This window comes from Paenibacillus sp. sgz302191, from assembly GCF_057749925.1.
Genome location: NZ_JBYLHY010000008.1, coordinates 237,888 through 264,674, shown reverse-complemented (window position 1 = coordinate 264,674; position 26,787 = coordinate 237,888). Strand labels below are relative to the sequence as shown.

Below are 26,787 nucleotides of genomic sequence, written 5' to 3'. Positions count from 1 at the left end.
CATTATTTACCCGATATGCACAAAAGTAACTCCGTCGCACAGACTCCAAGATGGGTGAACACATGGATCAGCAGCAGGGCGTTAAATCCCACGAACAAAACGTAGCTCTGCCGCATTACGGCCATATAAGTAACCGGTACAAAAACAATAAACTGGGTGAGAACCGCCACCGCAAATGGGGAGGATTTCACATGTGCAAAATCCCCTAAAAACCCGACCAGCGCTTTTGGAGCGATTGGGCTAATTCGGCCAAAAACAGCCACATCAAGGATTGGATCGGAATGAACGGGTCCGGAACCATGAGCGCTCTCCTTCGTTATCCAAATAAATACCAAACGCGGACCGCAGCGCTTACGGTCAATTGTCCCGGCTGGATGGGCGTTGCCGCCCCCGCCTCAAACGCCATGCTGGCAAAAGGAACGGGCTCCGCCGAGCGGGGAAGCTCCTGAACCTGGCTCGGAACCGCCGCAAGGGCAACGCCCAATGCGCTGGCGATGGTGAGCGCCTTCTGGCGGGCTTTTTCGACGGCGCGCGCCAACGCTTGATTCGCATAATACTCCGGGTGTGCGACCGTGAACCGGATGCTGTTAACGGTATTCGCTCCGTGCGCAACCGCCGTGTCGACAATCACTCCTGTCTGACCGACTCTCCCTGTCGTAATACTGACAAGGTGAGTCACTTTGTAGCCGCGAAAAATTTGTTTGCCCTCATGATAATCGTACTGGGCTTCGATCCGGAAGTCGGTCGTCTGAATGTGTTCCCGCGGGATGTCCAGAGCCAACAAGGAGTTGATCACATCAGCCATGACTTTCGCGTTTTCCGTCTGGACGGTTTGCAGGACAGGCCCTTCGTTTATGACCCCCAGCACGACTACGGCTCTGTCGGGAGCTGCGGTTACCGTCCCCTCGCCCGAAACCTCGATGGCTGGCGGACAATCGGAATAGCAAGCGGCGGCAGGCTTGCCGAATGGTTGAATATACATAGCGGACCCCTTCCCGGTAATAGGTTTATAACCTAATGTATGGGGGAGTAATCCATATAATTCTTGAAACAAAGGTAGCTGCATAGACTTGAGCATGACGTTACGTCATGTTTCTATACTTTAGCTACCGGTAGAGAGCTAGCGCGGAAAAAAAGGGGATGATCGTGCTGCTAGGCGGAAGGTTGGGCAACTCGCACGCTAGAGCAGGCATGTGGTCGACCGACCGCCGTCATGCAGCGCAACACCGCCCGCCGGGAGCTGTGCGCGGTGCGAAGCAGCGCATCTGCCCGGCAGCAGCAGGGCAGCAGCACGGCTGCGGTACGGCTGCGGCTTGGCTGCGATACGGCTGCAGCACGACTGCGGCTCGGCAGCAGCTCGGCTGCGGCTTGGCTGCGGTACGGCTACGGCTCGGCTGCGGCCCGGCTGCAGCTCGGCTGCGGCTCGGCTGCGGCTCGGCAGCAGCTCGGCTGCGGCTTGGCTGTGGCTCGGCAGCAGCTCGGCTGCGGCTCGGCTGCGGCTCGGCTGCGGCACAGCAGCAGCTCGGCTGCGGTTCGGCTGCGGCTCGGCTGCGGCTCGGCAGCAGCTCGGCTGCGGCTCGGCTGCAGCTCGGCTGCGGCTCGGCTGCGGCTTGGCTGCGGCTTGGCTGCGGTACGGCTACGGCTCGGCTGCGGCCCGGCTGCAGCTCGGCTGCGACCCAGTAGTGGCACGGTAGCGCGAAGAAAACCTGCAAAAGTGCAGGTTTTTGCTCGCTGATACGCTGCAAACGAAATATTCCTGCAAATGTGCAGGTTTTTCTATCAAACGCATGGGCTCAGGCTCATTTAGTCGAAAATTCCTGCACTTTCGCAGGTTTTTCGCCAAAACGAGCCACTTTCGCGGAAAAAGCCTGCACTTTCGCAGGTTTTTTCCCTAGCAAGCTGATTTCTGCCCAGTTGTGCAGTTCCACGAACTGCACCGAGAGAGGCGCGCGCCCAGAAAAAGCGGCTGTCCTCCAAATTAGCCACACTCGTTCCCCTAGCCCTCATAGAGTATCGCGACTTGTTCGAAAACCTGCAAAAGTGCAGGCTTTTTCTGTAATAATCGTTTATTTTGGCGAAAAACCTGCAAAAGTGCAGGAATTTTCGGCGAAAATGAATCTGAGCCCATGTTCCCGGCAAAAAGCCTGCACAATTGCAGGAATATGTCGTGGCCGGCGTATCTATCGGGCAAAAACTGTATTTTTGCAGGTTTTCTTAGCGCAACCGGAGCCAGGCAGATTGTGCCATGCGGCCGACCGACCGCCGTCATGCATGCGCAACGCCGCGCGCCAGGAGCTGTGCGCAGTACGTGCCGGCTCTGGCGTGTTGGTTTCCGGGCAGCCTGGCAATCGCAGGTTTTTCCAAAAACGAGCCGCTTCCACGGAACATGCTTACTCGTCGATTCTCGGCTTGGTGGGATCGCAATTCCAAATGGGAATCACACCCAGACTCGCCAACTTCATTAGGTAATAGCACTCCTCGCGCATCATATGATCCGGAATCAGCGGCGAAATCCGGTCGAGCACTTCGGCCGACAACCCCAGCTCTTCCAGCTCGTGCAAAAAGGCCGTAAACAGTTTCATCTCGATATTGATGTCCGTATGGAACTTCCGCAACGCCGGAAAATCCGTCACCTGGGCCCTCATATAGCCGGCCATTTCGATACTTTTCAAATAAAACTGCTGGAAATGAAATTCAAATCTCTGACTCTTCTCCATCAATCGGTTCTCGACCATATCCAGATCGCTTGTGATGATAGCTGCATGACCGGCTGCGTCGGACAGCCACAGCAAGTCGTGATGCAGCGCGCTGTATTGAGGAACCGGCCTACCCGCGGCCAGTTCGTTTAATATGCGCAAATACTCCTCCAGCTCATTAACCATATGATTGACGAATGTTGGCGTAAGTCCACTCGTTATTTTTCCGGTCAGCATTGTTTTCAGCAATTCCAATTTGAATGTCCGCAATTGATCGGTTAGAGGAAGAGCGTGCTGATTGAGAGTTATGAGATCCTCATCGGTTGAGGCCGATCGGGCAAAATCCAACAAGTGGTCAAAAGAGCGGATGAACTGCCCGGCCTCCTGAATATATCCGGCTTCCTTGGGAGAGAGCGTGTTCCATATGAATCGGCTGTGGTCTCCCAAGATTTGCAACCAGAACTGATGTTCGAAAAGTGCCGCCTGGTCCAAAATACTGACCTCCCTTACGTTCACGAATCTTATGTAAGGATATGAGGCAGCTGATGGATATATAACGCTGAGCGGGTAACGTCACCGTCAAGCGCGGAACTGCGCCTGGTGCAGGCGGCTATAGACGCCGCCGACGGCGAGCAGTTCGTCGTGCGCGCCTTGCTCGGCGATGCCCTGCTCCGTGACGACGATAATGCGGTCGGCGTTCTTGATCGTCGCCAGCCGGTGCGCGATGACGAGCGTCGTGCGGCCCGCCGACAGCTCGGCCAGCGAAGCCTGGATGGCGGCTTCGGTTTCCGTGTCGAGCGCCGAAGTCGCTTCGTCGAGGATCAGGATCGGCGGATTTTTGAGAAACATCCGCGCGATGGCGAGCCGCTGCTTCTGTCCTCCGGACAGCTTGACGCCGCGCTCGCCGATAACGGTCTCCAGGCCTTCCGGCTGGGACCGGATAAATTCATCCAGCCGCGCCCGCCGTGCGGCTTCCCAAATCTCGGTTTCGCTCGCGCCGAGCTTACCGTAAGAGATGTTCTCCCGGATCGATCCGGAGAACAGGAACACGTCCTGCTGCACGATGCCGATTTGGCGGCGCAGCGAGGCAAGCTTGATGTGACGGATGTCCACACCGTCAATCGTGACACTGCCGCCGGTCACATCGTAAAACCGCGGCAGCAAGCTGCACAGCGTCGTTTTGCCGGCGCCGGACGGCCCGACGAACGCGATCGTCTCCCCGGCGCGAATGGACAGGTCGATGCCTTTCAGTACGTCCGCATCGCCTTCGTACCCGAACGACACCCGGTCGAAGCGAATCTCACCGCGGAATGGCGCCGCCTCGATCGCCCCGGGCATATCGGCAATATCCGGCTCCGTGTCGATGATTTCCACGTACCTTTTAAAGCCGGCAATTCCTTTCGGATAACTTTCAATAACGTTGTTGATTTTCTGGATCGGACCGAGGAATACGTTGGTCAGCAGCACAAAAGCGATAAATTGCCCATAGCTGACTTCCCCGCGAATGACGAACCAGGTGCCGCAAATGAGCACGAACACCGTCACGAATCGCATCAGAATGTAGCTGATCGATACATTCCATGCCATAATTTTGTAAGCCAGCAGCTTCGTCAAGCGGAAACGGCCGTTATTTTCGGCAAACAATTTTTTCTCGTAATCCTCATTGGCAAACGCCTGCACCACGCGGATACCGCCGATATTGTCCTCCACTCTGGCGTTAAAATCGGCCAAATCGCCCATCATGCGGCGAAACGTTACCGTCATTTTGCGGTTGAAATAAATCGCCAGCCAGAGGAGCAGCGGCACGACAATGAACGTCAGCAGCGCCAGCTTCACATTGATCAGCATCATCAGGACAAGCGCGCCGATCAATGTCATAACGGCAATAAACAAGTCCTCGGGGCCATGATGCGCCACCTCGCCGATTTCGAGCAAATCGTTTGAGATCCGGGACATCAGCTGCCCGGTCTTATTGTTGTCATAGAAGCGGAACGACAGCTTCTGCAAATGCTCGAACATTTTTTTGCGCATGTCCGTTTCGATATTGATCCCCAGCTTGTGACCCCAATATGTAACGATGAAGTTCAATATTGAATTTAAAACATACACGGCAAACAGCCCCGCACACGCCCATAGTATCCAGGTCCAATTCCCGGCCGGCAGCAGTTTGTCGACAACCTGGTTCACAGCCAGCGGAAAGCCAAGCTCCAGCAGCCCCGCGATCACGGCACATGCAAAATCCAAAATAAATAAGTTCCTATAAGGCTTGTAATACGAAAAAAAACGCCGCAGCATCCCGCTTTCTCCTCCTTGTCTTATGCACATCCTTATATTGTAAACATATTGAGAACCGTTATCAACGGAATGTTTCCTTTATACAAAAGATCTCCTGCCGGCAGGCGCACTCAGAAGTGCCTGATCAGCTGGCCGATAAACGTATCCGTCGTCGTGCATTGGTACATGTCTTTACGGAATACGATGCCGACTTCCTGCTGCGGTACCGGATCGACGATGGATACGGCATGCACGTTAGCGTCATTGATGCCCATCAGGTAAGATCTCGGCAGGATCGCTCCGCCCATGCTGTTTCTTGCCATTTGCAGCAGGGAATCCAGGGTGGACATCTCGACGACGGGCTTTAGCGTGATCCCCATGTCGGCGCAATAGCGGTCGATCATTTGCCGGACATGGAACTTCTTTTGCAGCATGGCCAGCGGAATATCCGCAAGTTCGCGAAGCTTGACGGACTCCGCCCCGGAAAGCTCATGCTTGCTCGAGACGACAAGCTGCAGTTGCTCGTTGTAAAGCGGAATGCTCTCCAACTGCTCATCTTGCGCCGGCAAAAAGACCACGCCCAAATCCAGCCGGTTATTGAGCAGCCCCTCCTGCGTCTCTTCCGTCGCAAGCTCCGTAACCGACAGCTCGATACTCGGATACCGCGCGTGAAAAGACTGGACCGCCGCCGTCAGCAAATGATTGCCGGAACAGCCGATCCGCAAGCTTCCCCGCTGCATGCCTTTGATTTCATTGATTGCCGCATTGGCTTGCTCCATCTCGTGAAAAATGTTTCTGCTATGCTTGTAAAGAATGTCCCCGGCTTCCGTTACATAAATTTTTTTGCCGATCCGCCGAAACAGCGGCACCCCCAAACGGTGCTCCAGCAAACGGATTTGATGGCTTAAGGTCGGCTGACTGATGCCCAGTTTTTCCGCAGCTTTCGTCACATGCAGTTCCTCGCAAACAGCCAAAAAATATTCCAGCAGCCTAAGCTCCATAACTCGCCCCCAAATCATAGATGGTATCTATTATTTTAATCGATAGATTGGAATTGATCAATGAAAGCCATTTCTTTATAGTGGGTTATAATGAGGGCAAAATATACGACGGAGGCGAAAAACGCATGTATGGAACAATTCGCATCGAACGATGCAGCCACAAAAAAGCTGTGCCCGATCAGGACGCAGCGCTGGGTTTCGGGAAATATTTTAGCGATCATATGTTTTTGATGGATTATGAAACGGAGCAAGGCTGGCACGATCCCCGCATCGTCCCTTACGCTCCGCTGTCTTTTGATCCGTCCGCCATGGTCTTTCACTATGGGCAAGCTATTTTTGAAGGGCTTAAGGCTTACAGAACCAAAGATAATAAAATCACGCTCTTTCGTCCGGACAAAAATGCGGCAAGGTTCAATCAATCGTGTGAACGGCTCAATATGCCGCCGGTTGACGAGGCGTTTTTCGTTCAGGCGCTGCAAGCGCTCATTCGCGTGGACGAGGATTGGATTCCTAGGAAAGAGGGAACTTCTTTGTACATCCGCCCTTTTATGATCGCTACGGAACCCGGGCTTGGCGTGCGCGCTTCTTCCCGCTACCTTTTTGCCGTCATTCTTTCGCCGGTGGGCAGCTATTATGAGGAGGGCATTCGTCCTGTCGCCATTCATGTGGAAACAACCTACACCAGAGCCGCTCAGGGAGGCATGGGATACGCGAAGACAGCGGGCAATTACGCCGTCAGTCTCAAAGCGCAGATGCTCGCCAAGGATTACAACTGCTCCCAGGTGCTGTGGCTGGACGCCGCCGAGAGAAAGTACCTGGAGGAAGTCGGCAGCATGAACGTTTTCTTCAAGGTGAACGGGGAAATTGTCACCCCGCCGCTAAACGGCAGCATTCTCGACGGCGTTACCCGGAACAGCATCATGCATCTGCTCGCGGCATGGGGAATGCCTGTGAGCGAGCGGAAAATTTCGATCGACGAAATCGCTCAAGCTTTCGCGGACGGCACGCTGGAGGAAGCGTTCGGCACAGGCACGGCGGCGGTCATTTCGCCGATCGGCAGCTTGCACTGGAACGGCCAGACGATGGCCGTCAATCATGGACAGACAGGACCCGTTACCGGGAAACTGTACGAGACCCTCACAGGCATCCAAAACGGCATCATTGCCGATACATTTGGCTGGAATGTTCCCTGCTGATTCAGCCTCCCCCTGGTCGCGGCCGAGTGTCGAGTCGGGGGGCGGGGAAGGCTTTGGCGGAGCCGTCCGGTACCTTTTGGAAAGAATACTTGCCCTTTACGGGCTTTTCTTTTACACTTATACATAGATTTTCGATGCATATATATTCGAGGTATGTCGGCTTGATTTTGAGCGAGGAGGCGCGGGCCTGTGAAAGTTAACAAAGAACTGATGAAAGGCAGTACCGTTATTTTGATTTTGACCCTTTTGGCTCGGAAGGATATGTACGGGTACGAGATGACCAAAGAAATGGAGCAGGGCTCGGACGGCGTGTTTACTTTGAAGGAAGGCACGCTTTACCCGCTTCTGCACACTCTGGAATCCGAGAAGCTTGTCGAAGCTTACTGGAACGAGCATGAAGGGCGCAAGCGCAAATATTACCGGATTACGAAAGACGGCAGAGCCGAGCTCAATGTGAGGAAGCAGGAGTGGGTCCTTTTCCGCAGCACAGTCGATAAGGTTTTGGAAGGAGGCAACGCATGAGCGCAATTCGCAATCATGATGAGATTAAGCGTTTTTTGCAGCAAGTATGCAGGCCCATCAAGGCCAGGGAAGTTCATCGGGAAATAAGGCTGGAATTGGAGAACCATTTACAGGAGTTGGTGGACGAGGAGCTTGCGAAAGGGTTGGGGACGGACGAGGCCGTCCGGACGGCGATCAAGAAAATGGGCGATCCCGCCGTCATCGGAGAACAGCTTCACAAAGCGCATCGCCCCAGGATGGATTGGGGATTGATTGCCCTGACGGCTGTCTTTATCATGGTCGGCTTTCTGGGCGTGTATGCGGCTCGGTTCTCTTTACCCGATTGGTACGGAGATTATTTCCAAATGAAGCAGGTGTTGTTTGTAAGTGCAGGCGCGGGCTTGATGCTGCTGATTTGTTTTGCAAACTACCGCAAGCTGATGGCCTTCTCGTGGCCTCTCTACGGCATAACGATTATCATGCTGGCCTATGTCAATCTGTTTGGAAATATGGTGAATGGTGCGTCTTCGTTCATTCGATTCGGATTTGCCAGCTTTAATGCGGGTGCCGTCTCCCCTTATCTGCTGCTCGTTTCGTTAGCGGGCATATGGGCGGCTGACCGGGGGGCTAGAGATGGAACATCCTTGCTGCGGACGCTCTGGAAATATGTCGGCGCGATACTGCTTCCCGGCGCCCTGATTTTGTCCATCCCTTCTATAGCCGATTTTCTGCTCTTTTTCTTCGGCTGCATGATCATTTTAATCGTATTGAGAAAACTGTACGCAGTTTTAGCCCACTGTATGCTGTTCGCAGCAGGTTTTATTGTCTTGGCGGTCAACAGCCCCTACCGCATGCAGCGCTTGCTGGCGTTCGTGGATCCGACGGACGATCCGTACGGTATGAATTACATGACGGTCCAATCCATGAAAGCGATTCAATCCGCAGGCTGGTGGGGGCACGGTTACGGGTCTTTGCTCAAATCGTTGCCTGAACTTCACGCGGAGATGATGTATCCTTTTCTCATTTACTGCTTCGGATGGGCTGCGGGCGTCGCCATTTTTGTGGGAGCGGTAATGTTCATCGTACGGGCCGCGCGCATTTCATTTATCGTGGGCGACCGGTACGGAAAAGCGTTGGCGGCAGGGCTTTTAAGCGTATTTGCCATCCAATATTTGTGGAACATGCTGATGTCGCTCGGGTGGGCGCCAATGACTTCCTTTCAGCTGCCGTTTATCAGCTACTCGGGCACGGTGGTCGTTGTCCAACTGGCTGCGATGGGCTTGATGCTCAGCGTGTATCGGCGCAAAGACCTCGTCCCCCGGGTCTGACGGCCAGGCACGAAAAAAAACGATCAAATCCCTCTTCGTGAAACGGGACTTGATCGTTTTCTTTTTTTACTTCGCTAGCTGCAGCGCTCTTAAAATAACCGTCACCGCTTCAGCGCGTGTGGTGTTGGCTTTAGGTTGAACGGTACCGTCCTCGTAACCGTTGATTAGGCCTTTGGCAGCCGCGGTAGCCAGGACAGTTCGAGCCCAGTCGGATACATCCGGGCTGTCCGTGAAGCTGCGGCTCTGATTCGCGGCATTGAGCCCGGCCGCGCGAACTACGATCGCCGCCATTTGTTCGCGGGTGATCAGGTCGTCAGGACCGAAGACGCTGTCGCTGTACCCGGTAACGACGCCAAGCGCAGCGGCAGTCTCGATGGCGCTTCGGGCCCAATGGGCTCCGGTATCGGCAAAACTTTTGCCGGCTTGCGCCCGGAGATGAAAAGCTTTTACGATGATGGTCACAAATTCGGCTCTCGTAATCCGATTATTCGGCCTGAAGGTGTTGTCCGGATAACCGGTAATCACACCTAGTCGAATCAGTTCGAGAACGTTCGTTTCGGCCCAGTGCCCCTTGAGGTCGACGATTTTCGTTTGAGGCGGAATTACCTCCTGTCGATCCGAAGCCAGAACAGCAAATTTGTAAAAATTCCGGACAGTTCCTGACACCGTCCCGTTGGTCTGATCCACTTTCTGATCGTCCAGCCGCACCCACTTGCCGGTTTGTTCGTTCAGCCAATACAGGCCAACCGAAGATTTTGTAGAGTCGACTTGGGTCTTGTCGAAAGGCAGCGTAATAACAACAAGCTTGGTAAAATCCCCTGCTTTATCCTTCGTAATTTCGTAGACGTCGCTTACTAACTTCAAAGCAGGGTCAGCGGGCAGTTTCGATGTATCGCTTCCTTTATCCACAGTAACCCGAATGTCGCTGTCCGTAGCTCCGGCCGGAACTACTACTGTAGCTCCGTTCAAAATGAGCGTCCCCCCGGCAGCCGCCAAAATCGTCCCGGAGTTAGCCGGTGCCCCACCGCCTCCACTGCCTCCGCCGCTTCCGCCGTTGTTCGCAGGAGTGACTGGTAAGTAGAAGAAATATCGGGCAAAGTGTTTCGTCCAAATGACAAGGTCGCTGCCGACCGTCAATACCGCATCCCCGCCTGCGGCAATCTCGCGGTCTGCCGCTGCTTGGGTGTCTGCTGTAATGGAGCCCGTAATCTGGGTTGCAATGCCATTTCGTACGTATCCGGCTAATTTTCCTCCCTGATTCGGAAATAGCAGCCGCACCGCTTTGTCAAAAGTCAGCGTTGCATCGGCGGAACCAAATTCGATAACTGCGCTCACGTTACCGTTAGTGACCGATACGCTGCTATTGCTCTGCATTTCCGGCAGCTTCATGATGCCGTCCCAGGCGACAGGGGCCGTAATTTTCGTACCTTCCGGAATCACCGCTTCCACAACTCCCAGCGAGGTTGCCGCTTTGACTTCGACTAACGGGAGTACGGCTTCTTTATTTGATCCTGCCGTAACCGGCGAGAGAGCAACCCTGGCATTCGTGATGCCGGACGGAACGGTAATCGTGACAGGCTCCGTCGTTACCTGAACCGGTGTGATGGAATCAGCCGTGATCGCTATCGCTCTTTTGATGGTCACGTTGTATGTCATTGTCGTTTTGCCGTCTTGTGCCGTAACTTCTATGGCGACGAGGTTGCTTCCGACATGCAGCGGGATTTCTTTGGAAGTTGCGGGTTCAGTGTTGATTCTTACATGAGCCAGGCTCTCTTCGGGAACGGCATTTAATGTGATGACATCCACACTATTGCCCACAGACACCGTATAAGCAGGGATGTTCTGATTAAAATCAAAAATAGCCTTATTGACTTGCAAGGATTGCAAATAGGCATTGCTGTCTGCTTCAGAGGCTCTGTTTACATTCAACTTGTAAGTCATGCTGGAGCCGTTTTGCGCGGTTACGGTCAACTCGATGCGGTTACCGCCTACTTGGAGCGGAAGCGGACTCGATGCCTGGCCGCTGGGTAAGCTGAAGGCCCCCCGCACAAGCACATTGTCACTATCATACACGCTTGCCGTTATAGTGGAACTGCTGTCATACACGCTTGCCGTAACGGTAACACTCGATATTGGGTTCGTTACATGATAAACATAGGTTGTTCCCGTTACCGAATCGGGACTTAGCGTTTGGGTGCCGCTTGCCAGCGTTAGCCCGCTCAAAGTCGCATCTCCGCTTGGGGTTTTTGCAACCGTGACGGTGTAGTTCTTCGTCGTTCCGTCCTGCGCGGTTACGATGTACGTTACGGGCGAAGTAAAGTCGTTCGCCGTCGTGCCGCTCACTTGCACGGTGGTGCCTACTTTTACCGTGGATGCGGCTGAGTTCGTGAACGTCGCAACGAGCGACGTTACTGATGTTGCGTTCGGTACGGTCAATGTAATGTCCGTGCCGCTAATCGTGCCTATCACCGCTGGGGATAGCCCTTCGAAGCTGAAGGACGTTATGTCCTTCGCGCTGTTCGCCGCAACGGTTACGGTATACGTAACCTTCGTTGTTCCATCCTGGGCGGTAACGATAACTTTTTTGCCCGTCTCTAATGTGGTTGCTACAGTTGTTCCGTCCGCATCATAGACCTCAAACGTCGCACCCGCTGCCGGTGTAATAGCTGTTTTCAACGCTGCTAGCGTTGTGCCGTAGGGAACATTCGTTATGCTTTCATTCGCCGTTCCGCCTGTGCTTACGGTCCCTATCGCGGAGGTCAGCGTGGCGATCGTGCTTGGTGCGTTCCACTTCGCATACAAGATCGTATTTGCCGTTATTATATATGAATCACCCGGTCTATATGAATTGCCGCTGCCACCTGCTTGCGTGTTCCATCCATCGAAGATATACCCGGTCTTTGTTAGTGTCCCCGAATAAATGCTGACCGTTGCTCCCGGCATGTAAGAATGACTGGCCGGAACAGTCCCGCCGGTGCTGCCGTTCCCGTCATAGTCCAGGTAAGCCTGGGCAGCCCGCAGATAAGGATACCCGCCATTATGTAACGAATCTATCGCCCATATATTCGAGAAATCCCAAATATGAGCAGCATCTGCTTCATAAGTGCTTTGATTCCGCATCTCTGCAGTTAGTTTGCCGACACCTACAGCTGAAGCGGATTGTCCGGTTGTTTCTTCGTCGTAAAAGCTGTTGGTCGTCGTTCCATTGCCGTCATCGCCCCCAACCAAGCCGCCTACAAAAACGCCGTTATTACTTCCGCTCATATCCCCCGAGGCGTAGCTGTTGCTAATATCTGCGCTTCCGTTCCAGCCAACCAAGCCGCCTATATAAAAACTATTATCGCCCCCGCTCACTTTCCCTGTTGTATAGCTATCGCTGATCTTGTCAGAGTAGTTTTCGCCAACTAAACCGCCTATATTATAACTGTTGCTTTCTCCGTTTACTCCTCCCGAGGTGTAACTGCCGCTGATGGTCCCGCCATTTTTCCGGCCAACCAAGCCGCCTACACTTTCTCCCCCGCTCACGGTCCCTAATGTGTAGCTGTTGCTGATATCGCCGCCAACGGATTCGTTGCCGACCAGGCCGCCGACGTTTGAACTTCCGCTCACATTCCCTGAGCTGTAGCTGCTGCTGATTGTTACAGAAGTACTATTGCCGATCAAACCGCCTACATCTTTGCTATTGCTTCCACCGCTCACATTCCCTAAGGCGTAGCTGCCGCTGATCTTGCCATCGGACATCCCGCCAGCCAAACCGCCTGTCAGCGAACTGTTACTTCCGCCGCTTACATCCACTGTGGCATAACTGTTGCTGATGGTCCCGCCAAGCCCTGTGGCATTACCGACCAACCCGCCTAAGCCGAAGGTTCCGCTCGCATTCCCGTTCACATTCCCGGAGGCATGGCTGGTATTTATTTTGCCAGAGGCATTGTAACCAACCAAGCCGCCTGTATTATATGTTCCGCCAATAGTCCCTGAAGCGTAACTATCGGTAATGGTTCCTCCGTCGTTATAACCTACCAGACCGCCTACGAACTGCATCCCGTTTAGAGATACATTTTCCAGCTTCATATTCGTAAGGGAACTGCCGGCATCAATGCGGCCAAATAACCCTATATTATCGTCGTTCATTTTATTAATCGTAAGTCCCGTTATTTTATACCCATTGCCATCCATGTGGCCTTGAAATGAAGTATTCGCGTCACCAATCGGAACCCAGCCCGCACTTGCGTAGCCGCTCAAATCAATATTGTCCGTCAGCTTGAAATAAATGTTCGCACCCAAATAACTGCCCCTGACTTTATCAAGCTGGTCGGCAGTTCCGATAAGGTAAGGGTCGAGAGACGAACCGTCTCCTGAAAAATCGCCTGCCGCAAAAGCTTTGCCGCTTCCGAGCTCCCCTCCGGATATGGCGCCGAACACCATCATCAGAGCCAGCATCAGGGCCACTGCTTTATTGCCTGTCTTTCGCATTCCTCTTCTCCTCTCGATCCATCACTTTCCAATATCCGCGATATCCGCCGGAACGGAAGGGACGCCGCCGGAACTCGGCTCCACTTAATGCCAGTTTACAGCAGCTAAATAAAAGAATAATGAAAAACCCGGCTGTGAAAAGCCAAAAAAACCGCGCGGCATCAAGCCTTCGCGGTTTTTATCAACGAACGGAAATATTTATTTTTTGCCGGAAAAACGGCTTATCAACAAATCGTATATTTGTATCAGTTCATCGGACGGACGAATGCCGAGTTCCCGGCTGAGAAGCCGGACATAATCGGTGTACAGCGCCGTCAATCCTTTTTTGTCCCCGGTCATCTCGCGGATCATCATTAGATCGCGCATAACCGATTCGTCCAGCGGATTGCGCTCTTTCAGCTTGAGCAGCAGCTTCGATGCGGAGGCTGTATCTCTAAGCGAAATGAGCACTGCGGCAAGCCGCTTTACGAATGAGGCGTACAATTCCGCGTAGCGCTCCGTTTCGTGAATGGCCCACACATAGGCCTTGTCCCCGAACAGATCGCCCGTATACATCCGTTCGATTTGCAGCGCCCTCTCTACATTCCCGGCCTCGATGGTTTGCAGCTGTTCGACTTGCTTTTCGAATTCTATGCAATCGATAACGGGATCCTTTAATTCGAGCGCATAACCGTCATTCTCCGAGCGTACGGCCTCCCGCATGCCGAACGGTTCCAAAGATTTGCGCAATTGATAAACGGTCGTATTCAGGTAATTCTCTGCATTAGCCTGGTTCATCCCCCCGAAAATATCCACAACCAGCCTGGAACGGGGTATTCGTTTGCCGCGGTAAAGCAGCAAGTAAGCGAATAGCTCCGCGCATTTCCGCGAGATCCACTTGACGCGGCCCGCCTCGCTGCTCACCGCGACATCGCCGAGCACCGTTAGGACGACCCTGCCGGAATTTGCGGCAGCCGACGGCGCTGGCGAATGGACGACCCTCCGGCTGGCCATTGCGTGATTTACCGCCCGCTGCAGCCGTTCCTGGGAAACGGGTTTGACCAAGTAATCCAGCACGGACAATTCGTAAGCTTCCAGAGCATATTCCTTGTGCGACGTGACGAAAACAACTTGCAGCGGAGTATCCGAAGCTTCAATTTGAGTGGCGAACTCCATTCCGCTCTCGCCCGGCATAGAGAGGTCTACGAAAGCCAGACCGACGTCGGCATTCTCTTTGAGAAAGGAAGCAGCGGACTTCGTATCCGTAAAAGCGCCCGCCACATGAACCCCGGGCAGCTTGTCCAGCATTTTGCGCAAAATCAAATGCATCGCCGGCTCATCGTCCACCAAAATAACCTTCATATACTTCCTCCCCCATTCCGCCGTCATCAAACGAATCCCGCACACCAGCCGAGCCGGGCAATGTGAATGAGAACGTCGTGCCAACTCCCGGCTCGCTCTCGAACCAAAGCTTGCCGCCCTGGATGCGAACGAATTCGCGGGTCAGCGCCAGCCCGAATCTCGTATCCGCCGAATCGTCCCCGACAGCCGCCATCTTGAAAAACGGCTCCTCCAGGCGCAGCAGCTCCGCTGTCTGATCGTCGATTCCCGCTCCGTTGTCGCGAACGGACACGATGATCAGATCGCCATCCAGAACGGCCCCGATCTCAATCGCCCCGCCGACTCCGGTAAACTTGATCGCGTTGGAAAGCAAATTCCGCAAAATAAGGTCCAGCATCTCTTTATCGGCTCTGACCGTCAGCTTCTCGTCGATTCGCTCCGTCATCCGAATTTGCTTCATATCGGCTTTTGCGCCTGCAAGCAGCAATGCCTGCCTGACGACCTGCTGCAAATTCCAGCCTAACGGGCGGAACACAACCTTCCCTTTTTGGCTGCGATACCAATCCAACAAATTTTCGACGAGATGAAACGTGCTTTGCACCTGTCCTTTGAGTTCCCGTACTAATTCGGCATGCTCAAAATCAGCGGCGGTCAGTTCGTCGCCCAGCAGTTCCGTCAAACTGACGAGGAGTGCGATCGGATCGCGAATGTCATGCGCCACGACGGTGAACAGCTTGTCCTTGAACGCGTTCAATTCGGACAGCTGCCGGGCGTTCTCGCGCAACCGGGCCTCGCTTTCCTTCAACTCCGTAATATCGTTGAACATCAAAATTTTACCGACCAGAACCTCGCCCGAATCGTAGATAAGCGACAAGCTGCAGTTGTAATACTTTGTCCGGCTCCCATGAAATCTGTGAAACGGAAAGCGCTCGTCCCCGTCGCTTGCGGCGCGAACTCGTTCCAGCAGCTCCGGGCTGGAGGGCAGAACCTTCACCATATCGGCGGGATAGCTTTTCGTCAACCCGAGCTCAGGAAGCACCTCTTCAGCAGCTCTGTTATAGCTGACGATTTGATCCTCATAATCGAACAGGACAACCCCGTCCCGGATCGTTTCGAACACTTTGGCCATTGCCAGCGGCGTTAGTCGAAGCAAATTAAACCGGTAAATCCCCCACACGTAGGCGACCCCAGATACGGCGAATCCGAACGGCGTCAGATCAACGGTATTGCCGGTCCAGAAAAACAAATTGAAGAACATCGGCGCGATCGCACCCAAAAGGAGGACGACGATTTGTTTTCGCTCGATCGGCAAAGCCCGCCAATACATCGGGATAAACAGCAGCATCCCGCACAGCAAAATGGAATAATTATAGACCGTGTGCACCTTATACCATGGTCCCTTTTCCGTCAAGTACAATGGGACCGACGAGTCCACATTCGGGATATAACGCTCATAAATCAGATGATGCCAGTCGTTGGTCAAATGGAGGAAAAACACAGCTGCGGGGATAACGAACAATACCACCGCCAAATGCTTGCGGTAGCGAGCCGCTGTACCGGTAAATTGGATAACCTGGTAGAACCAGAGCGTAGTGACGAATGGTATGCCCAAATATTCGATTTGAAGCGACAGCTTCACTTCGTTCAGGTTGCGGCTCAACACCTCAAACCCGTAGCCGAGCGCGTAAAAAGCCGCTGCCAGCATGATCAGAACCATCGTTTTGGCAACAGGCAGATGGCGTTTCCGGTAGGACAAGTAGGAGACGAACACCATCAGCGCCGCTGCGAGGAAAAGTAATATAGACATCCAAAGCCTTATATCCACGGCTGCGTCTCCCTTGTATCAAGTGACTGCAGAACCGCCCCACAGGACAGTTCGACAAAAACATACCTGGAAATATGATATCATCTTTCCTATCGATAGTTCCATAGTAATCCCTTGAGAGAGGCAAAAAACACCGAAAAAACACAATGCAGGTAGTAGTCTTGGAAAATTCAAGCAAAAGTCTATTTTTTATTCACTTCTATCTGTTCGCAGATTACTGAAATATCAACTGGCCCGCCTTCAATTTTCAGTAAATAATAATCCTTGCTTTTAGGAACAACTGGCTTATCTCTATCGGTATACCCATAGTTTAATTCTTTAAATTTTAAAGTAATATCATCATTCTCAAGAATCACAACATTTACATCTAAAATAAAACATGGAAAACTATCCTCATTCGGTTCAAATGCAGTATGACAATTAAATAAAAATATATTTTTGCAAATAATACAACCCAAATCATTTCCATTCCCAGAGTCATAGAACTCAAATTTAATATCATGCCTGTCATCAATAAATTTTATTTTATCAAGCATTACATTTGAAAAAATAGTTTTCATGGAAATCACCTTCCTTTAAGGAAAACCTTTTAGCAATAACTTTATGGAGAGATTTTCATGAAATTTGGAATCCGTCTAATCGAATCGTCATAATCTTCGAACTTTATCATATCTACAAATTCGGGCGCTCGCACTCTTGACAAATGAATTCCACGAAAACAGTTATTGCACCAAATATCTAAGTAACCTATACGCGTTAAAGGATCGCCAACATATTGAAAATCAATCCTTTTCTCTCTACAATCCGGACAACATAACGATGAAAGGTTCAACGAGTTATCTGTTAAAGTTGTTACAAGATTAACCCAATGTTTGAATGAGTTCGACATGTGTTATTTCCCATTTCTTAAATAATAGTCCCACCAAGTATTCTCTGACTAGCATTCGACCCAAATTGAACGTCTTGGAAGTTCACCCGAACATCTTGGGCACATAACTGAAGGTAGTTTCCATACTTTCTCCAACATCTCATTTTTATTCGGTAGACCAAAATATAAATCAATTATTGTAGGATTTGCAGATATTCCCTTCCAATCACATGAGTTGCAAGCAATGAATTCCAGTTGAACCCTTTGCCATTCCTCGTTTATTTTAATAAGGTTAATGAAACTCCACCACTTATGTGTTAATGGAGAGACACGATAAAATGCAAGAGTAACATACGGATATTTACTCATTATCTCTAAATTATCGAGCAATGGTTTAAGCATCTCTGAATGTTTTAACAGATGTTCTCCATCAATTATTGGGTTCTTATCTAGAAGTTCCTTCCACACCTCTATTTCAGGCAGGTACAATATTTGACCGTCTATATTTTCTTCTCTAAATTCAAAGTTATTTACTTTCATTAAAACACCCCGATAACTTGAAGGGAGGACCCCCTCCTTAATAATCCGTGTGCTTGAACGTATTCAGCTTCACTTCCCCAAGTATTGATCCACTTAGAATGGATTGTCTTTGTGCTATCGTATGTTCCTTTTAGAGAACCTGACTCCATATAAGATGACCTCGCCGCATCACTAAACAAATGTCCTGTTTCTTGAAAGATTTGATTCTCCGCATAGATATTAAAAAAATTCAAGCGTTGATGTGCGTACAACCGTATTGACGAAATCTTTATACGGGCATTACATGGGTTATATGTATTATTAGTTGAATGATGGGTTCATTCGTCACCCATCCCCTACAAGAAAAGAAACCTTGAAAGACATGAAGCCAATCAAGGTTTCTATTGACTTAAGATTAGAATTCAGGAAGTACTTTTATCCATTTCTCAAGGAATCCGAATAATGTTCTGTATGAAGCCCTCATGATATTAAAAGACACTCAAGCATTTGGAGATTCTTTTTTACTTTAGCAAAAGTAATCAACATCTGTATTGACAACTCAACATCCGTTTGCCGATTAAGTATTTTTGTATTTAATATAACGATTTTTCATCTCTTGATTCATATTTCCAAATGAATATTCAATGACATCATAAAAATTTGAAGCAACATTTTTTAATCCATAAATGTACGTTTGTGGATTTTGCAAAAAAAATCTCGGAAGATTATGAAGAACTCTTATCGTTAGATGTATTTTTTTTCTATCCACTATTAATTTTGGTTTCAATAACTCTGTTAATTCCAAGACTAAATCATTCATCAAGCTTATGATCACTGTGTCCTCTTTGGTATTATGAACGTTTTCAATACGAGTATTTATTTTTTGTTCAATTTCAGAAAATGATTCAATTAGAGTGTTATAACATCTCCCTATATCCTTTCTTTTTTTACATAATTCAATAAAGTCTCTTAGTAATTGTTCATCTTCTTTGGTGTATGCAGTGTCACTCATTCTCATGAGTATTCTTTGCCATATAGCAACATGTATCTTTAATGTTTTTCTATAATTAAATTTCCACATTTCGCTAAAGACTCGACCTTTTTCTGCTACAAGCCCTATATATAATATTTCACCATAGATATTATTTTTCTTCAAAATATCTCACTTCTTTCAAAAATCATTTACATTCGTTTTAATTAGTCTAGTACTTTAATTGACTTCTTCCAGATTTCAAACCATTGTTTGGTCCAGTATACATTTGTCGCTGAAGGTAGCTGTGTTGTGGGAGTATTCATATTAAAGCTACCACCTCGTCCAAGCATTGTATTTGCAACTGTCGTGTGGTGTCCTTCAATAACAAATGAGGTTGTACCATCACCTATTTTACCGTTATACCGCCTGTTTTTCTACCTGTGTCGGTAGTTGGTAGGCGGTCTTGTTTTTCATCATGCCGTACACAATGTTGACCAAACGTCGCATGAAGCTAACATGGCATTAGCACTCCTTTATCTTGGACTTGTTGTTGGTGTGCGCGCCTGGGTACCATATAAAATTTAATAGTTACGAGACTAATAAGTATTATATGGCGGACGGAAAAAAGCACTTGAAATCCGGTGAAGGGTTCCAAGTGCTTTAAGTTTGATCGTTTACGAAGTTGCTCTCGGCTGTCGGACTACTGACCACCATTGGTGGTCTTAGTATGACATAATCCAGTGACGGTGACAATAGCGATCTTGCCTGTCAGACTCACGAGCTTTGGTTCTGCGGTTCGCAAACGCTATTCTCGGTGCTTTCACCATCTTTGGCATTAGAGTGTCAGCATTACCGGGGCTCCTGGTTCTTGTGATTCTGAAATCGTCCCCTCAAGTTGGAAATTGTTTTACCGACAAATTTACCTTCATGAGGTACTTCGTAAAAACTAGCTTTTATCGTGAATTTTACCATCATGAGTTCTGGAAAAAAAGAACCTTGAAAGGTACGAGGGTCAATCAAGGTCCAAGCATTTCTTAACTTTTGAACTTATTTATCCAATCGATAATATCTTGTTCTACATGCAAGTATTCATCTGGTGAATCTTTTATATCGACTCCTGAAGCTATTTTCAAAAGCTCCCACACTTCATCATCAGTAACAACAGGCTCATCTTGCATTACGAATTCAGAAGCCCAATCAGCTACTTCTTCCCTTGATAAACTCCCATGTAAAATTGACCGTAATTTTCTAAGTACTTCTTCTTTTGTCGGCTGTTCCAAATTAATCACCACTGTCCCGTGTAGTTTCCATTACTATCGAATCGATAATGAACCTTATTACCACCAGTAAATTTAGTATCAGGTCTAACCTGTCTAATATTACCGGCTTGGTCTAAAGTCTCATGCCACGTTCTTTTAAAACCTGTTCCTGGATTCCACTCTCTAACTACTCTTCTTCCTACCATTTCACCTGGCTTTGTAGCAGGAGTTACTTCTCCATAGTACCGTATTCTACCGTCCGGTAGTTCATTTACTTCAGCTTTGCCATACTTATCTACCTGTTGGAGATGGGTTTTGAGCTTTTCATACTGTGCTATATTGTCAGCACCATTACCCGTCCCTTTAACAATAGCTTTGTTAGCTGATAGGCCATTGAAAGCGGCATGTTGTACTATCATAAAACTCGCCGCTGTAACGGAATGGTTGCGGTATGGTTTCACTCGTCGTTAGCGGATTGCCCCAAATATCATAACTGTAGCTGTTGAGCGTATTCCCCGAACCATCTCTTAACCCAACAATATCGCCATGACCATTCTTCAAATAATACGTTTTATTCCCGTTTGCATCCAATCTTGCAGCTAATCCATGACCACGAATGTAGCTTGCCTTTTGGGTTACTGTACCTCCATTAACAATTCCTTCGGCGATTAAATCCTGACCGTTGTAATAATACCTTGTTGTCTGGCCATTTTCCGTCCGCTGATTAAAACGAACATAAGTCGCTACGTATATGTCTTTCCCTCCCGAATTTTTTATCGTTAGAGGGAACTATAAGGCTGCTTTGGTGACTCCGATTATAACTCATATCGCGTCACCCTTGAAATGGTTTTAAGCCAGATGCGTAAAATAACGGACAAGGTTAGTTCCCCTTCAAAGCGGCGTTCGATTTGTGGTTCGTTACATTGTTTTTTCATCAGTTTTCACGTTCTTTCTTTCAGAATGGAGCCTGTAAAAGCAAAAAGAGAAGACCTGGAAACTTGGCCTTCTCTAAGATCGCTACTGCTCTTTTGTTCGTTTTATATGGTATAATTTAAGTAAGAAATACTGTAAGTGAGGTGTATGTGCTATGCAATGGCAAGAAGTTCGGAATATTTACCCCAACCAATACGTTCTGCTTGAAATCCTGAATTCCCATACAGAAGATAATATCCAATACGTTGATGAAGTCGCCTTGATTAGAGCCATTCAAGACCCGGACGAAGCAACGAAAGAATTATTCAAGTGCAAGAACAACAACATCGTCTATCATACCGGCAAAGAGAAAATAACCATCCTGCTTAGACATAACCCATTGTACAGGAGTAGACGAAATGCAGATTGATTATGCTCATAATTTACTCCAAACATCCATGACCATTTGTTATAAAGGACGCTCTTTAACTATCGACAGATTAGTGATCGATACTGGCGCAGCGCATTCCATTCTATCCTCCGATATCGTTTTCGAAATCGGCATTAAATTCGAGAACGAAGATGAGCTTGTAAGAAGCTTTGGAATTGGCGGAGAAGAGTTTTCATTCCAAAAGCGGGTAGATCGAGTCCAACTCGGTAACCTTGTCATGAAAGATATAAGCCTTGATTTTGGCGTACTCCACGATGGTATTAATTACATTAACGGACTCATTGGTCTAGACATACTTAAAGCCGGCAACATGGTCATCGATCTTCAACGAATGGAAATGTATCCGGCAATCTCCATGTAGCATTGAAAATGGGGACATACATTATGCGTATGTCCCCATTTCGTCTCCAACTTACCCTGACACAAGACCCGACTCCCAGTCGGACCTCGCCGCATTACGTACCCAGGCTTAACCCCATCGTTATCAAAGTGCCGCCGAATTTAGTCCCTTTCAAGAAGGCAAACATCCATTTGAATTTCACCATTAAAATTAGGAAGATTGTGAACAGAATCGAGCGGTTTCGTGTTGTTGACATAACCGTTGTTTTTTTACCTCCAACGAATGTTTGATTGCTAATAATTTCACCTCGCAGCGTTTCTGCAAATCCGGCAGCTCAAAGAATCGTTGTTGGGCGAATAACGCCAGCAGCGCTTGTTCTGCCGCTGTCCTGGCCTCGATTTCATTTTGCAGCAAATAAAAGGCAACCTGATAACTATACGCCTCATATTTTTTTAACATGCATGCTTTGGCCTGCGTATTCATTCATTTGATATCTTTCTTCTGTAAAATGAACATGGAAACGAACAAAAAGACGAATATATATACGGCAAATACGGCGATGGAAAACGATAGCGACATGCCTGGAAAACTCGGGCCAATCCCTTCGTTCATGGCCGATTCCTTTTCATACATTTGCCAGTTCAAATTGTTGAAAATAACGTATTTCGTCCAGGCATACTTGGAGCCCAAGAACGTTAAGGCAGACCCTAGAGAGTTAGCCACCATCGATATCGTAATGGACAGCGGCATACTCCTGGTCACGACCCCGATCATAAATGAAAATGTAATGAAGAAAATTAAATACGGAAGCTTATACAGGCAAGTCTTCAGCAAAACCATCCAATAAATCCCATCCTGGGCATGCCAGCCGAAAATAATTGCCCCCAGCGCCAGACTAAACAACATCAAGAAGAGCAGAACACCTAATATCACAACGAAGATGGATACATATTTCGATAATAAGATCATGCTCCGGCTAACCGGGCGAATCAAAAGCTGTTTGATCGTACCGTCCTTAAACTCTTCGGTTAATGTCCGTGCTCCTAAAACAATTGCAAATATCAGAACAAAGAGATAGAGGACCGATAAGGCCATGCTCGAAAAGCTAAGATAGTTCATCCCTTCTGCAGCTTCTTTGATCCAAAGCTTTATCACAATACCAATCGCAGTGATGACCACAGCAAGAAATATGATAAATATCCAAGTGTTCCTCTTGCTGTTGATCTTCATCAATTCGTTATCGACCAGCCGTATAAATGTCATGTTCACGCGAGCCTCCAGTTACATCTAAAAATACATCTTCAAGCGCTGTCTCTTTCGTATTAATCCGATAAATGCCAACTTGGAGCTGTGTTAGCCTGCGTACGATTTCGGGAATTTGGTCTTTGGACGTTTCAATGGCTACAGTCCTTTCGCCGACCTGAACGGTCCCTTTGTCCCCCAACGATTCCGCAGCTTTCAACACGTCGGTTACTTCAAATTCCACAACCAGATTGGTTTGCTCTTCCTCCTTCCGCCTCAGTGTTCTTTCATCGACCAACCGGCCATCTTGTATAATGATGACACGATCGCATATCAACTCAATTTCCGATATAAGATGGCTGGATATCAGGATTGACATATTTTCATGAAGAGCAAGGCTCCGCAAATAATCCCGAAGCTTGCGAATGCCTGAAGGATCCAGACCGTTCGTCGGTTCATCCAAAATGAGGATGGAAGGCTTATGCAGCAAGGCCTGGGCAATGCCCAAACGCTGGCGCATGCCCAAGGAATACGTTTTGACTTTGCGATCAATCGCGTCCTCTAATTCGACAAGACGGATGATTTTTTCAATGCGGTCGTTAGGGACCGGTTTATCGTACATTTGCGCATAGTGCTTTAAATTTTTCCTTCCGGTCATATAACGATAGAGCTCCGGATTTTCCACAATCGCTCCAATGCGCTGCAGCGCTCGCGTCCGCGCCGTTCGAATACTGTGCCCATTAATGAAAATGTCGCCGCTCGTCATCGAAATCAGACCGACCATCATCCGAATGGTCGTCGTTTTACCGGCCCCGTTCGGGCCCAAGAATCCATATATTTCTCCCGGCTGAATCGAGAAAGATATATTTTTAATAATGTCTCTGCCCCCAATAACTTTGCTTACGTTACGGACATCGACTGCAGGTGATTGTGACATTATACGTGGAACCTCCAATATCCATTAAGAAATTCTTTATGATTGATCATAACACCCTTAGCTTATCGGAACGTAACCGTCTGCTTACATTTTCTTAAATGATTTGCGGCCAGTTAAACTCGTGTTAAGGTGGCTATGCTATGATGGGGGAAGGAGGGGTATTGTGGAAAATGCAATCATACTGCTTGTTGACGACGAACAATCAATTGTCCGGATGACCGAGATGGTTCTTAGAAAAGAAGGCTTCCGGCATATATACAGCGCGAATTCGGCCCAAAAGGCGTTAGAGCTTCTTCGCAAGCATGGTGCGGATGTTGTTATACTTGACGTGATGCTGCCCGATCAATCGGGTCTGGAGCTGTGTCCCAAGATTCGAGAGATCACTTCAGCGCATATTATCTTTTTGACTGCGCGAACCTCTGACCTGGATATTTTGACGGGATTTGCCATGGGCGGGGACGATTATGTAACCAAACCGTTCAATCCCCTTGAAATTGCGGCCAGAATCAAGGCAAGGCTGCGGCGAGGGGCGCAGCTGCCGCCGATACAGGCGGAAAGCAATCATTCGCGGTACGATTTCGGAGGCTTTGTCGTCGATGAGCATGCCGCGGAATTGATCGTTGGCGGGGAAACGGTCGCTTGTCCTGCGCAGGTGTTTCAACTGCTGCTATTCTTTTGTAAGCATCCGAACATAATATTTTCCAAATTGCAGCTGTACGAAGCGGTTTGGGGATTTGACGGTATCGCTGACGATAACACCGTTATGGTACATATTCGAAGAATTCGGGAGCGGATCGAACCTAACCCAAGCAATCCCGTGTATCTGGTAACCGTTCGGGGTCTCGGATATAAGCTTGTGAAGGACAGATCCTCATGAAAAGCATACGAAGAAGGCTCGCTTTGCATTTTGCTTACCAATTCATACTCTTGTTCCTGTTTGTTATGACGGTATCTACCATACTATTCTTTCTTTTGGCTCAATACCTCGGAAATGAAAATCTAAAGCGGACATTTCCTTCGGGCGCTCTGGATTCGATTGTTCCAGCGTCCGTCAACTTGGATGGCAAGGTGACTATTCCTTCGTCATGGAAGGAGCTATTAAAGCAGAACGAATTGTGGCTGCAAATTGTTGATAAGGAAGGTGCGGTTTTTCACTCCGAAAACACGCCGGAAGCGTTGCCTCAAGCGTACAAAATGAGCGAACTGCTGCAAATTGAAGAAACGCATCGTTTCGGGTCTTACTACATCTTTACTGAAGTAAGCACTGACAACAATAATGAGGTATGTCTTTACTTGCTGGGCTATGAAGATAAGAGGGGAGAACAGCTTCGTACTTGGTTCCGCGATCATGGAGATAACGGACGCATTCGCCAGACGGATGTATCGGCTCTTGAGCAGCAGGTCATCGGCTTGAACGGGCAGCTTCAAGTCATCGATTCCGATGGCCGGGTCATTCAATCGATAGGTACAGGAATGGAATCGCAGTTTTATCGTCCGCTGAATCTTATAGAAATGAAAGCGGAGCCTGGAAGATTTGCCAATGCACTATCCTTGCACTATGACCCGGTTTCCGGCTTTACCTGGGCGTTATACCAGCCCAAAGCGGGAAAAGATTATAAGAAGCAATCGATTCTGCAAGATTTCATTAACGCCATGATTGTTATTGGCATCATCGCCATACTGCTGGCGGCCGCTTTTTCCATTTGGCACGGCTATCGGTACGGGCGTCCTTTGCTGCTTTTCATGGATTGGTTTGAGCGGATGGGACAAGGCAAATACCATGAAGCATTGGGAGAAAAGGACAAGAAAAAAGTGTTTCGCAGAAATGGCAAATTGCGTCTGAAATATCGGCTTTATAAAGAAGTTATCGATGGTTTTTACGATATGGCCAAAAAGCTGGGGTCCGCCGATCAAGAAAGCAAAAGGCTGGAAAAGACTCGTGAGGAATGGATGACGGGCATCTCCCACGATCTGAGGACGCCATTATCCACGATACAAGGGTATGGGCATATGCTGGAGAGCGGTAAATTCGATTGGACGGCTCCGGAGCTGCAAGAGATGGGCAGCATGATCCGCGAGAAAAGCTTCTATATGCTTGAGCTTATCAACGATTTCTCCCTCACGTTCCAGTTAAAAAACAAAGCGCTGACTTTTCCGATGGAAGAAATAGAGCTCAACGAATTCGTCCGCCGCGCGGTATTAAGATACGCGAACGACGCTACGCACTCGGAATCATCCTTCTTCTATGAAGGAGAAGAACCGCCGGTATATTTACAAGCTAACCCCAAATGGTTTTTGCGGATGCTTGATAATTTGATTACAAATGCCATCAAACACAATCCTCCGGGTACGGCAATTACGCTCAGAACGTCGAGAGAAGGGGCCATGGCGCGGATTCAGGTGGAGGATAACGGGATCGGGATGGATGAGCAAACGAAAAACAATCTGTTCGTACGGTATTACAGGGGAACGAATACGGACGAAGATTTGGTCGGAACGGGGCTTGGGATGAGCATCGCGAGCGAAATCATTTTGGCTCACCAGGGAGAAATTGTGGTGGAAACGATAATAGGAAAGGGAACCGTCCTCACTTTGCGTTTTCCCGTATTCGGGGATAACAAGTGAATGAATAAATGCCAGTTCAGTCCTGTCATGAGGGGAACTGGCATTTT

At 49.0% G+C, this 26,787-nt stretch carries 26 protein-coding genes; 8 read left to right on the top strand and 18 right to left on the bottom strand.

The window, feature by feature from the left end:
• Window positions 1-2 precede the first annotated feature (2 nt).
• Both AC3G2T_RS14570 and AC3G2T_RS14565 read right to left on the bottom strand, forming a co-directional pair.
• The gene (locus tag AC3G2T_RS14570) at window positions 3-335 is read right to left on the bottom strand and encodes a hypothetical protein (RefSeq protein ID WP_474682565.1); all 333 of its coding nucleotides are present in this window, start codon (window positions 333-335) and stop codon (window positions 3-5) included.
• A complete protein-coding gene (locus tag AC3G2T_RS14565) occupies window positions 317-982 on the bottom strand; it encodes an SIMPL domain-containing protein (RefSeq protein WP_488435923.1) in 666 nt (221 codons plus the stop codon). The genes AC3G2T_RS14570 and AC3G2T_RS14565 overlap by 19 nt, the downstream gene beginning before the upstream one ends.
• Window positions 983-1,140: 158 nt before the next feature.
• Here AC3G2T_RS14565 and AC3G2T_RS14560 point away from each other — a divergent pair, with 158 nt between their 5' ends.
• Window positions 1,141-1,683 (top strand): hypothetical protein, encoded by a 543-nt coding sequence (locus AC3G2T_RS14560; RefSeq protein ID WP_488435922.1) that lies wholly within the window; start codon window positions 1,141-1,143, stop codon window positions 1,681-1,683.
• Between the two features lie 120 nt (window positions 1,684-1,803).
• On the opposite strand, the gene AC3G2T_RS14555 is transcribed toward AC3G2T_RS14560, so the two are convergent.
• The 5 genes from AC3G2T_RS14555 to AC3G2T_RS14535 all read right to left on the bottom strand — a co-directional run bounded on the left by AC3G2T_RS14555 (window position 1,804) and on the right by AC3G2T_RS14535 (window position 5,971).
• The gene (locus AC3G2T_RS14555) at window positions 1,804-1,986 is read right to left on the bottom strand and encodes a hypothetical protein (protein WP_474682568.1); all 183 of its coding nucleotides are present in this window, start codon (window positions 1,984-1,986) and stop codon (window positions 1,804-1,806) included.
• A 10-nt stretch (window positions 1,987-1,996) separates the two neighbouring features.
• Window positions 1,997-2,269 (bottom strand): hypothetical protein, encoded by a 273-nt coding sequence (locus tag AC3G2T_RS14550; RefSeq protein WP_488435921.1) that lies wholly within the window; start codon window positions 2,267-2,269, stop codon window positions 1,997-1,999.
• A 121-nt stretch (window positions 2,270-2,390) separates the two neighbouring features.
• Window positions 2,391-3,188, bottom strand: coding sequence for a DUF2935 domain-containing protein (locus AC3G2T_RS14545; protein WP_488435920.1), 798 nt, complete (start codon window positions 3,186-3,188; stop codon window positions 2,391-2,393).
• 87 nt (window positions 3,189-3,275) lie between these two features.
• Window positions 3,276-4,991 carry an ABC transporter ATP-binding protein gene (locus AC3G2T_RS14540; protein WP_488435919.1) on the bottom strand — a complete coding sequence of 572 codons (1,716 nt, stop codon included), beginning with the start codon at window positions 4,989-4,991 and terminating at the stop codon, window positions 3,276-3,278.
• Between the two features lie 110 nt (window positions 4,992-5,101).
• On the bottom strand, window positions 5,102-5,971 hold the full coding sequence (locus AC3G2T_RS14535) for a LysR substrate-binding domain-containing protein (protein ID WP_474682572.1): 870 nt from the start codon (window positions 5,969-5,971) through the stop codon (window positions 5,102-5,104).
• Between the two features lie 125 nt (window positions 5,972-6,096).
• Here AC3G2T_RS14535 and AC3G2T_RS14530 point away from each other — a divergent pair, with 125 nt between their 5' ends.
• The 3 genes from AC3G2T_RS14530 to AC3G2T_RS14520 all read left to right on the top strand — a co-directional run bounded on the left by AC3G2T_RS14530 (window position 6,097) and on the right by AC3G2T_RS14520 (window position 8,996).
• The gene (locus AC3G2T_RS14530; protein WP_488435918.1) at window positions 6,097-7,167 is read left to right on the top strand and encodes a branched-chain amino acid aminotransferase; all 1,071 of its coding nucleotides are present in this window, start codon (window positions 6,097-6,099) and stop codon (window positions 7,165-7,167) included.
• 189 nt (window positions 7,168-7,356) lie between these two features.
• Entirely contained in the window at window positions 7,357-7,689 is a 333-nt protein-coding gene (locus AC3G2T_RS14525; protein WP_488435917.1) for a PadR family transcriptional regulator, read from the top strand.
• Window positions 7,686-8,996, top strand: coding sequence for an FtsW/RodA/SpoVE family cell cycle protein (locus AC3G2T_RS14520; RefSeq protein ID WP_488435916.1), 1,311 nt, complete (start codon window positions 7,686-7,688; stop codon window positions 8,994-8,996). The genes AC3G2T_RS14525 and AC3G2T_RS14520 overlap by 4 nt, the downstream gene beginning before the upstream one ends.
• Before the next feature lie 66 nt (window positions 8,997-9,062).
• Here AC3G2T_RS14520 and AC3G2T_RS14515 read toward each other — a convergent pair whose 3' ends face one another.
• The 8 genes from AC3G2T_RS14515 to AC3G2T_RS14480 form a co-directional block, all read right to left on the bottom strand.
• Window positions 9,063-13,469 carry an S-layer homology domain-containing protein gene (locus tag AC3G2T_RS14515; protein WP_488435915.1) on the bottom strand — a complete coding sequence of 1,469 codons (4,407 nt, stop codon included), beginning with the start codon at window positions 13,467-13,469 and terminating at the stop codon, window positions 9,063-9,065.
• Between the two features lie 198 nt (window positions 13,470-13,667).
• The gene (locus AC3G2T_RS14510; protein WP_488435914.1) at window positions 13,668-14,810 is read right to left on the bottom strand and encodes a response regulator; all 1,143 of its coding nucleotides are present in this window, start codon (window positions 14,808-14,810) and stop codon (window positions 13,668-13,670) included.
• Window positions 14,785-16,596, bottom strand: a complete 1,812-nt coding sequence (locus AC3G2T_RS14505; RefSeq protein WP_488435913.1) for a sensor histidine kinase — start codon at window positions 16,594-16,596, stop codon at window positions 14,785-14,787. Before AC3G2T_RS14505 ends, AC3G2T_RS14510 begins: the two co-directional genes overlap by 26 nt.
• Window positions 16,597-16,796: 200 nt before the next feature.
• On the bottom strand, window positions 16,797-17,174 hold the full coding sequence (locus AC3G2T_RS14500) for a hypothetical protein (protein WP_488435912.1): 378 nt from the start codon (window positions 17,172-17,174) through the stop codon (window positions 16,797-16,799).
• A gap of 377 nt (window positions 17,175-17,551) precedes the next feature.
• On the bottom strand, window positions 17,552-18,022 hold the full coding sequence (locus tag AC3G2T_RS14495; protein WP_488435911.1) for a hypothetical protein: 471 nt from the start codon (window positions 18,020-18,022) through the stop codon (window positions 17,552-17,554).
• Window positions 18,023-18,578: 556 nt separating this feature from the next.
• A complete protein-coding gene (locus AC3G2T_RS14490; RefSeq protein ID WP_488435910.1) occupies window positions 18,579-19,157 on the bottom strand; it encodes a hypothetical protein in 579 nt (192 codons plus the stop codon).
• A gap of 851 nt (window positions 19,158-20,008) precedes the next feature.
• Window positions 20,009-20,254, bottom strand: coding sequence for a DNA-binding protein (locus AC3G2T_RS14485; protein ID WP_488435909.1), 246 nt, complete (start codon window positions 20,252-20,254; stop codon window positions 20,009-20,011).
• A 5-nt stretch (window positions 20,255-20,259) separates the two neighbouring features.
• A complete protein-coding gene (locus AC3G2T_RS14480) occupies window positions 20,260-20,652 on the bottom strand; it encodes a hypothetical protein (RefSeq protein ID WP_488435908.1) in 393 nt (130 codons plus the stop codon).
• A 668-nt stretch (window positions 20,653-21,320) separates the two neighbouring features.
• Between AC3G2T_RS14480 and AC3G2T_RS14475 the strand changes: the two genes are divergently transcribed.
• Together AC3G2T_RS14475 and AC3G2T_RS14470 are read left to right on the top strand one after the other, a co-directional pair.
• A complete protein-coding gene (locus AC3G2T_RS14475; RefSeq protein WP_488435907.1) occupies window positions 21,321-21,575 on the top strand; it encodes a hypothetical protein in 255 nt (84 codons plus the stop codon).
• Window positions 21,565-21,957, top strand: coding sequence for a retropepsin-like aspartic protease (locus AC3G2T_RS14470; RefSeq protein ID WP_488435906.1), 393 nt, complete (start codon window positions 21,565-21,567; stop codon window positions 21,955-21,957). The genes AC3G2T_RS14475 and AC3G2T_RS14470 overlap by 11 nt, the downstream gene beginning before the upstream one ends.
• A gap of 189 nt (window positions 21,958-22,146) precedes the next feature.
• Here the strand turns inward: AC3G2T_RS14470 and AC3G2T_RS14465 are convergent, their stop codons facing one another.
• From AC3G2T_RS14465 to AC3G2T_RS14455, 3 genes are read right to left on the bottom strand one after another with little or no spacing between them, the layout of a single operon-like run.
• Window positions 22,147-22,419, bottom strand: coding sequence for a hypothetical protein (locus AC3G2T_RS14465; RefSeq protein ID WP_488435905.1), 273 nt, complete (start codon window positions 22,417-22,419; stop codon window positions 22,147-22,149).
• Window positions 22,420-23,199 carry an ABC transporter permease gene (locus tag AC3G2T_RS14460; RefSeq protein ID WP_488435904.1) on the bottom strand — a complete coding sequence of 260 codons (780 nt, stop codon included), beginning with the start codon at window positions 23,197-23,199 and terminating at the stop codon, window positions 22,420-22,422.
• The gene (locus AC3G2T_RS14455; RefSeq protein WP_474682586.1) at window positions 23,174-24,115 is read right to left on the bottom strand and encodes an ABC transporter ATP-binding protein; all 942 of its coding nucleotides are present in this window, start codon (window positions 24,113-24,115) and stop codon (window positions 23,174-23,176) included. The genes AC3G2T_RS14460 and AC3G2T_RS14455 overlap by 26 nt, the downstream gene beginning before the upstream one ends.
• Before the next feature lie 163 nt (window positions 24,116-24,278).
• On the opposite strand from AC3G2T_RS14455, the gene AC3G2T_RS14450 reads away from it, so the two are divergent.
• On the top strand, window positions 24,279-24,992 hold the full coding sequence (locus tag AC3G2T_RS14450) for a response regulator transcription factor (protein ID WP_488435903.1): 714 nt from the start codon (window positions 24,279-24,281) through the stop codon (window positions 24,990-24,992).
• Window positions 24,989-26,740 carry a sensor histidine kinase gene (locus AC3G2T_RS14445; RefSeq protein WP_488435902.1) on the top strand — a complete coding sequence of 584 codons (1,752 nt, stop codon included), beginning with the start codon at window positions 24,989-24,991 and terminating at the stop codon, window positions 26,738-26,740. Before AC3G2T_RS14450 ends, AC3G2T_RS14445 begins: the two co-directional genes overlap by 4 nt.
• Window positions 26,741-26,787: the final 47 nt, after the last annotated feature.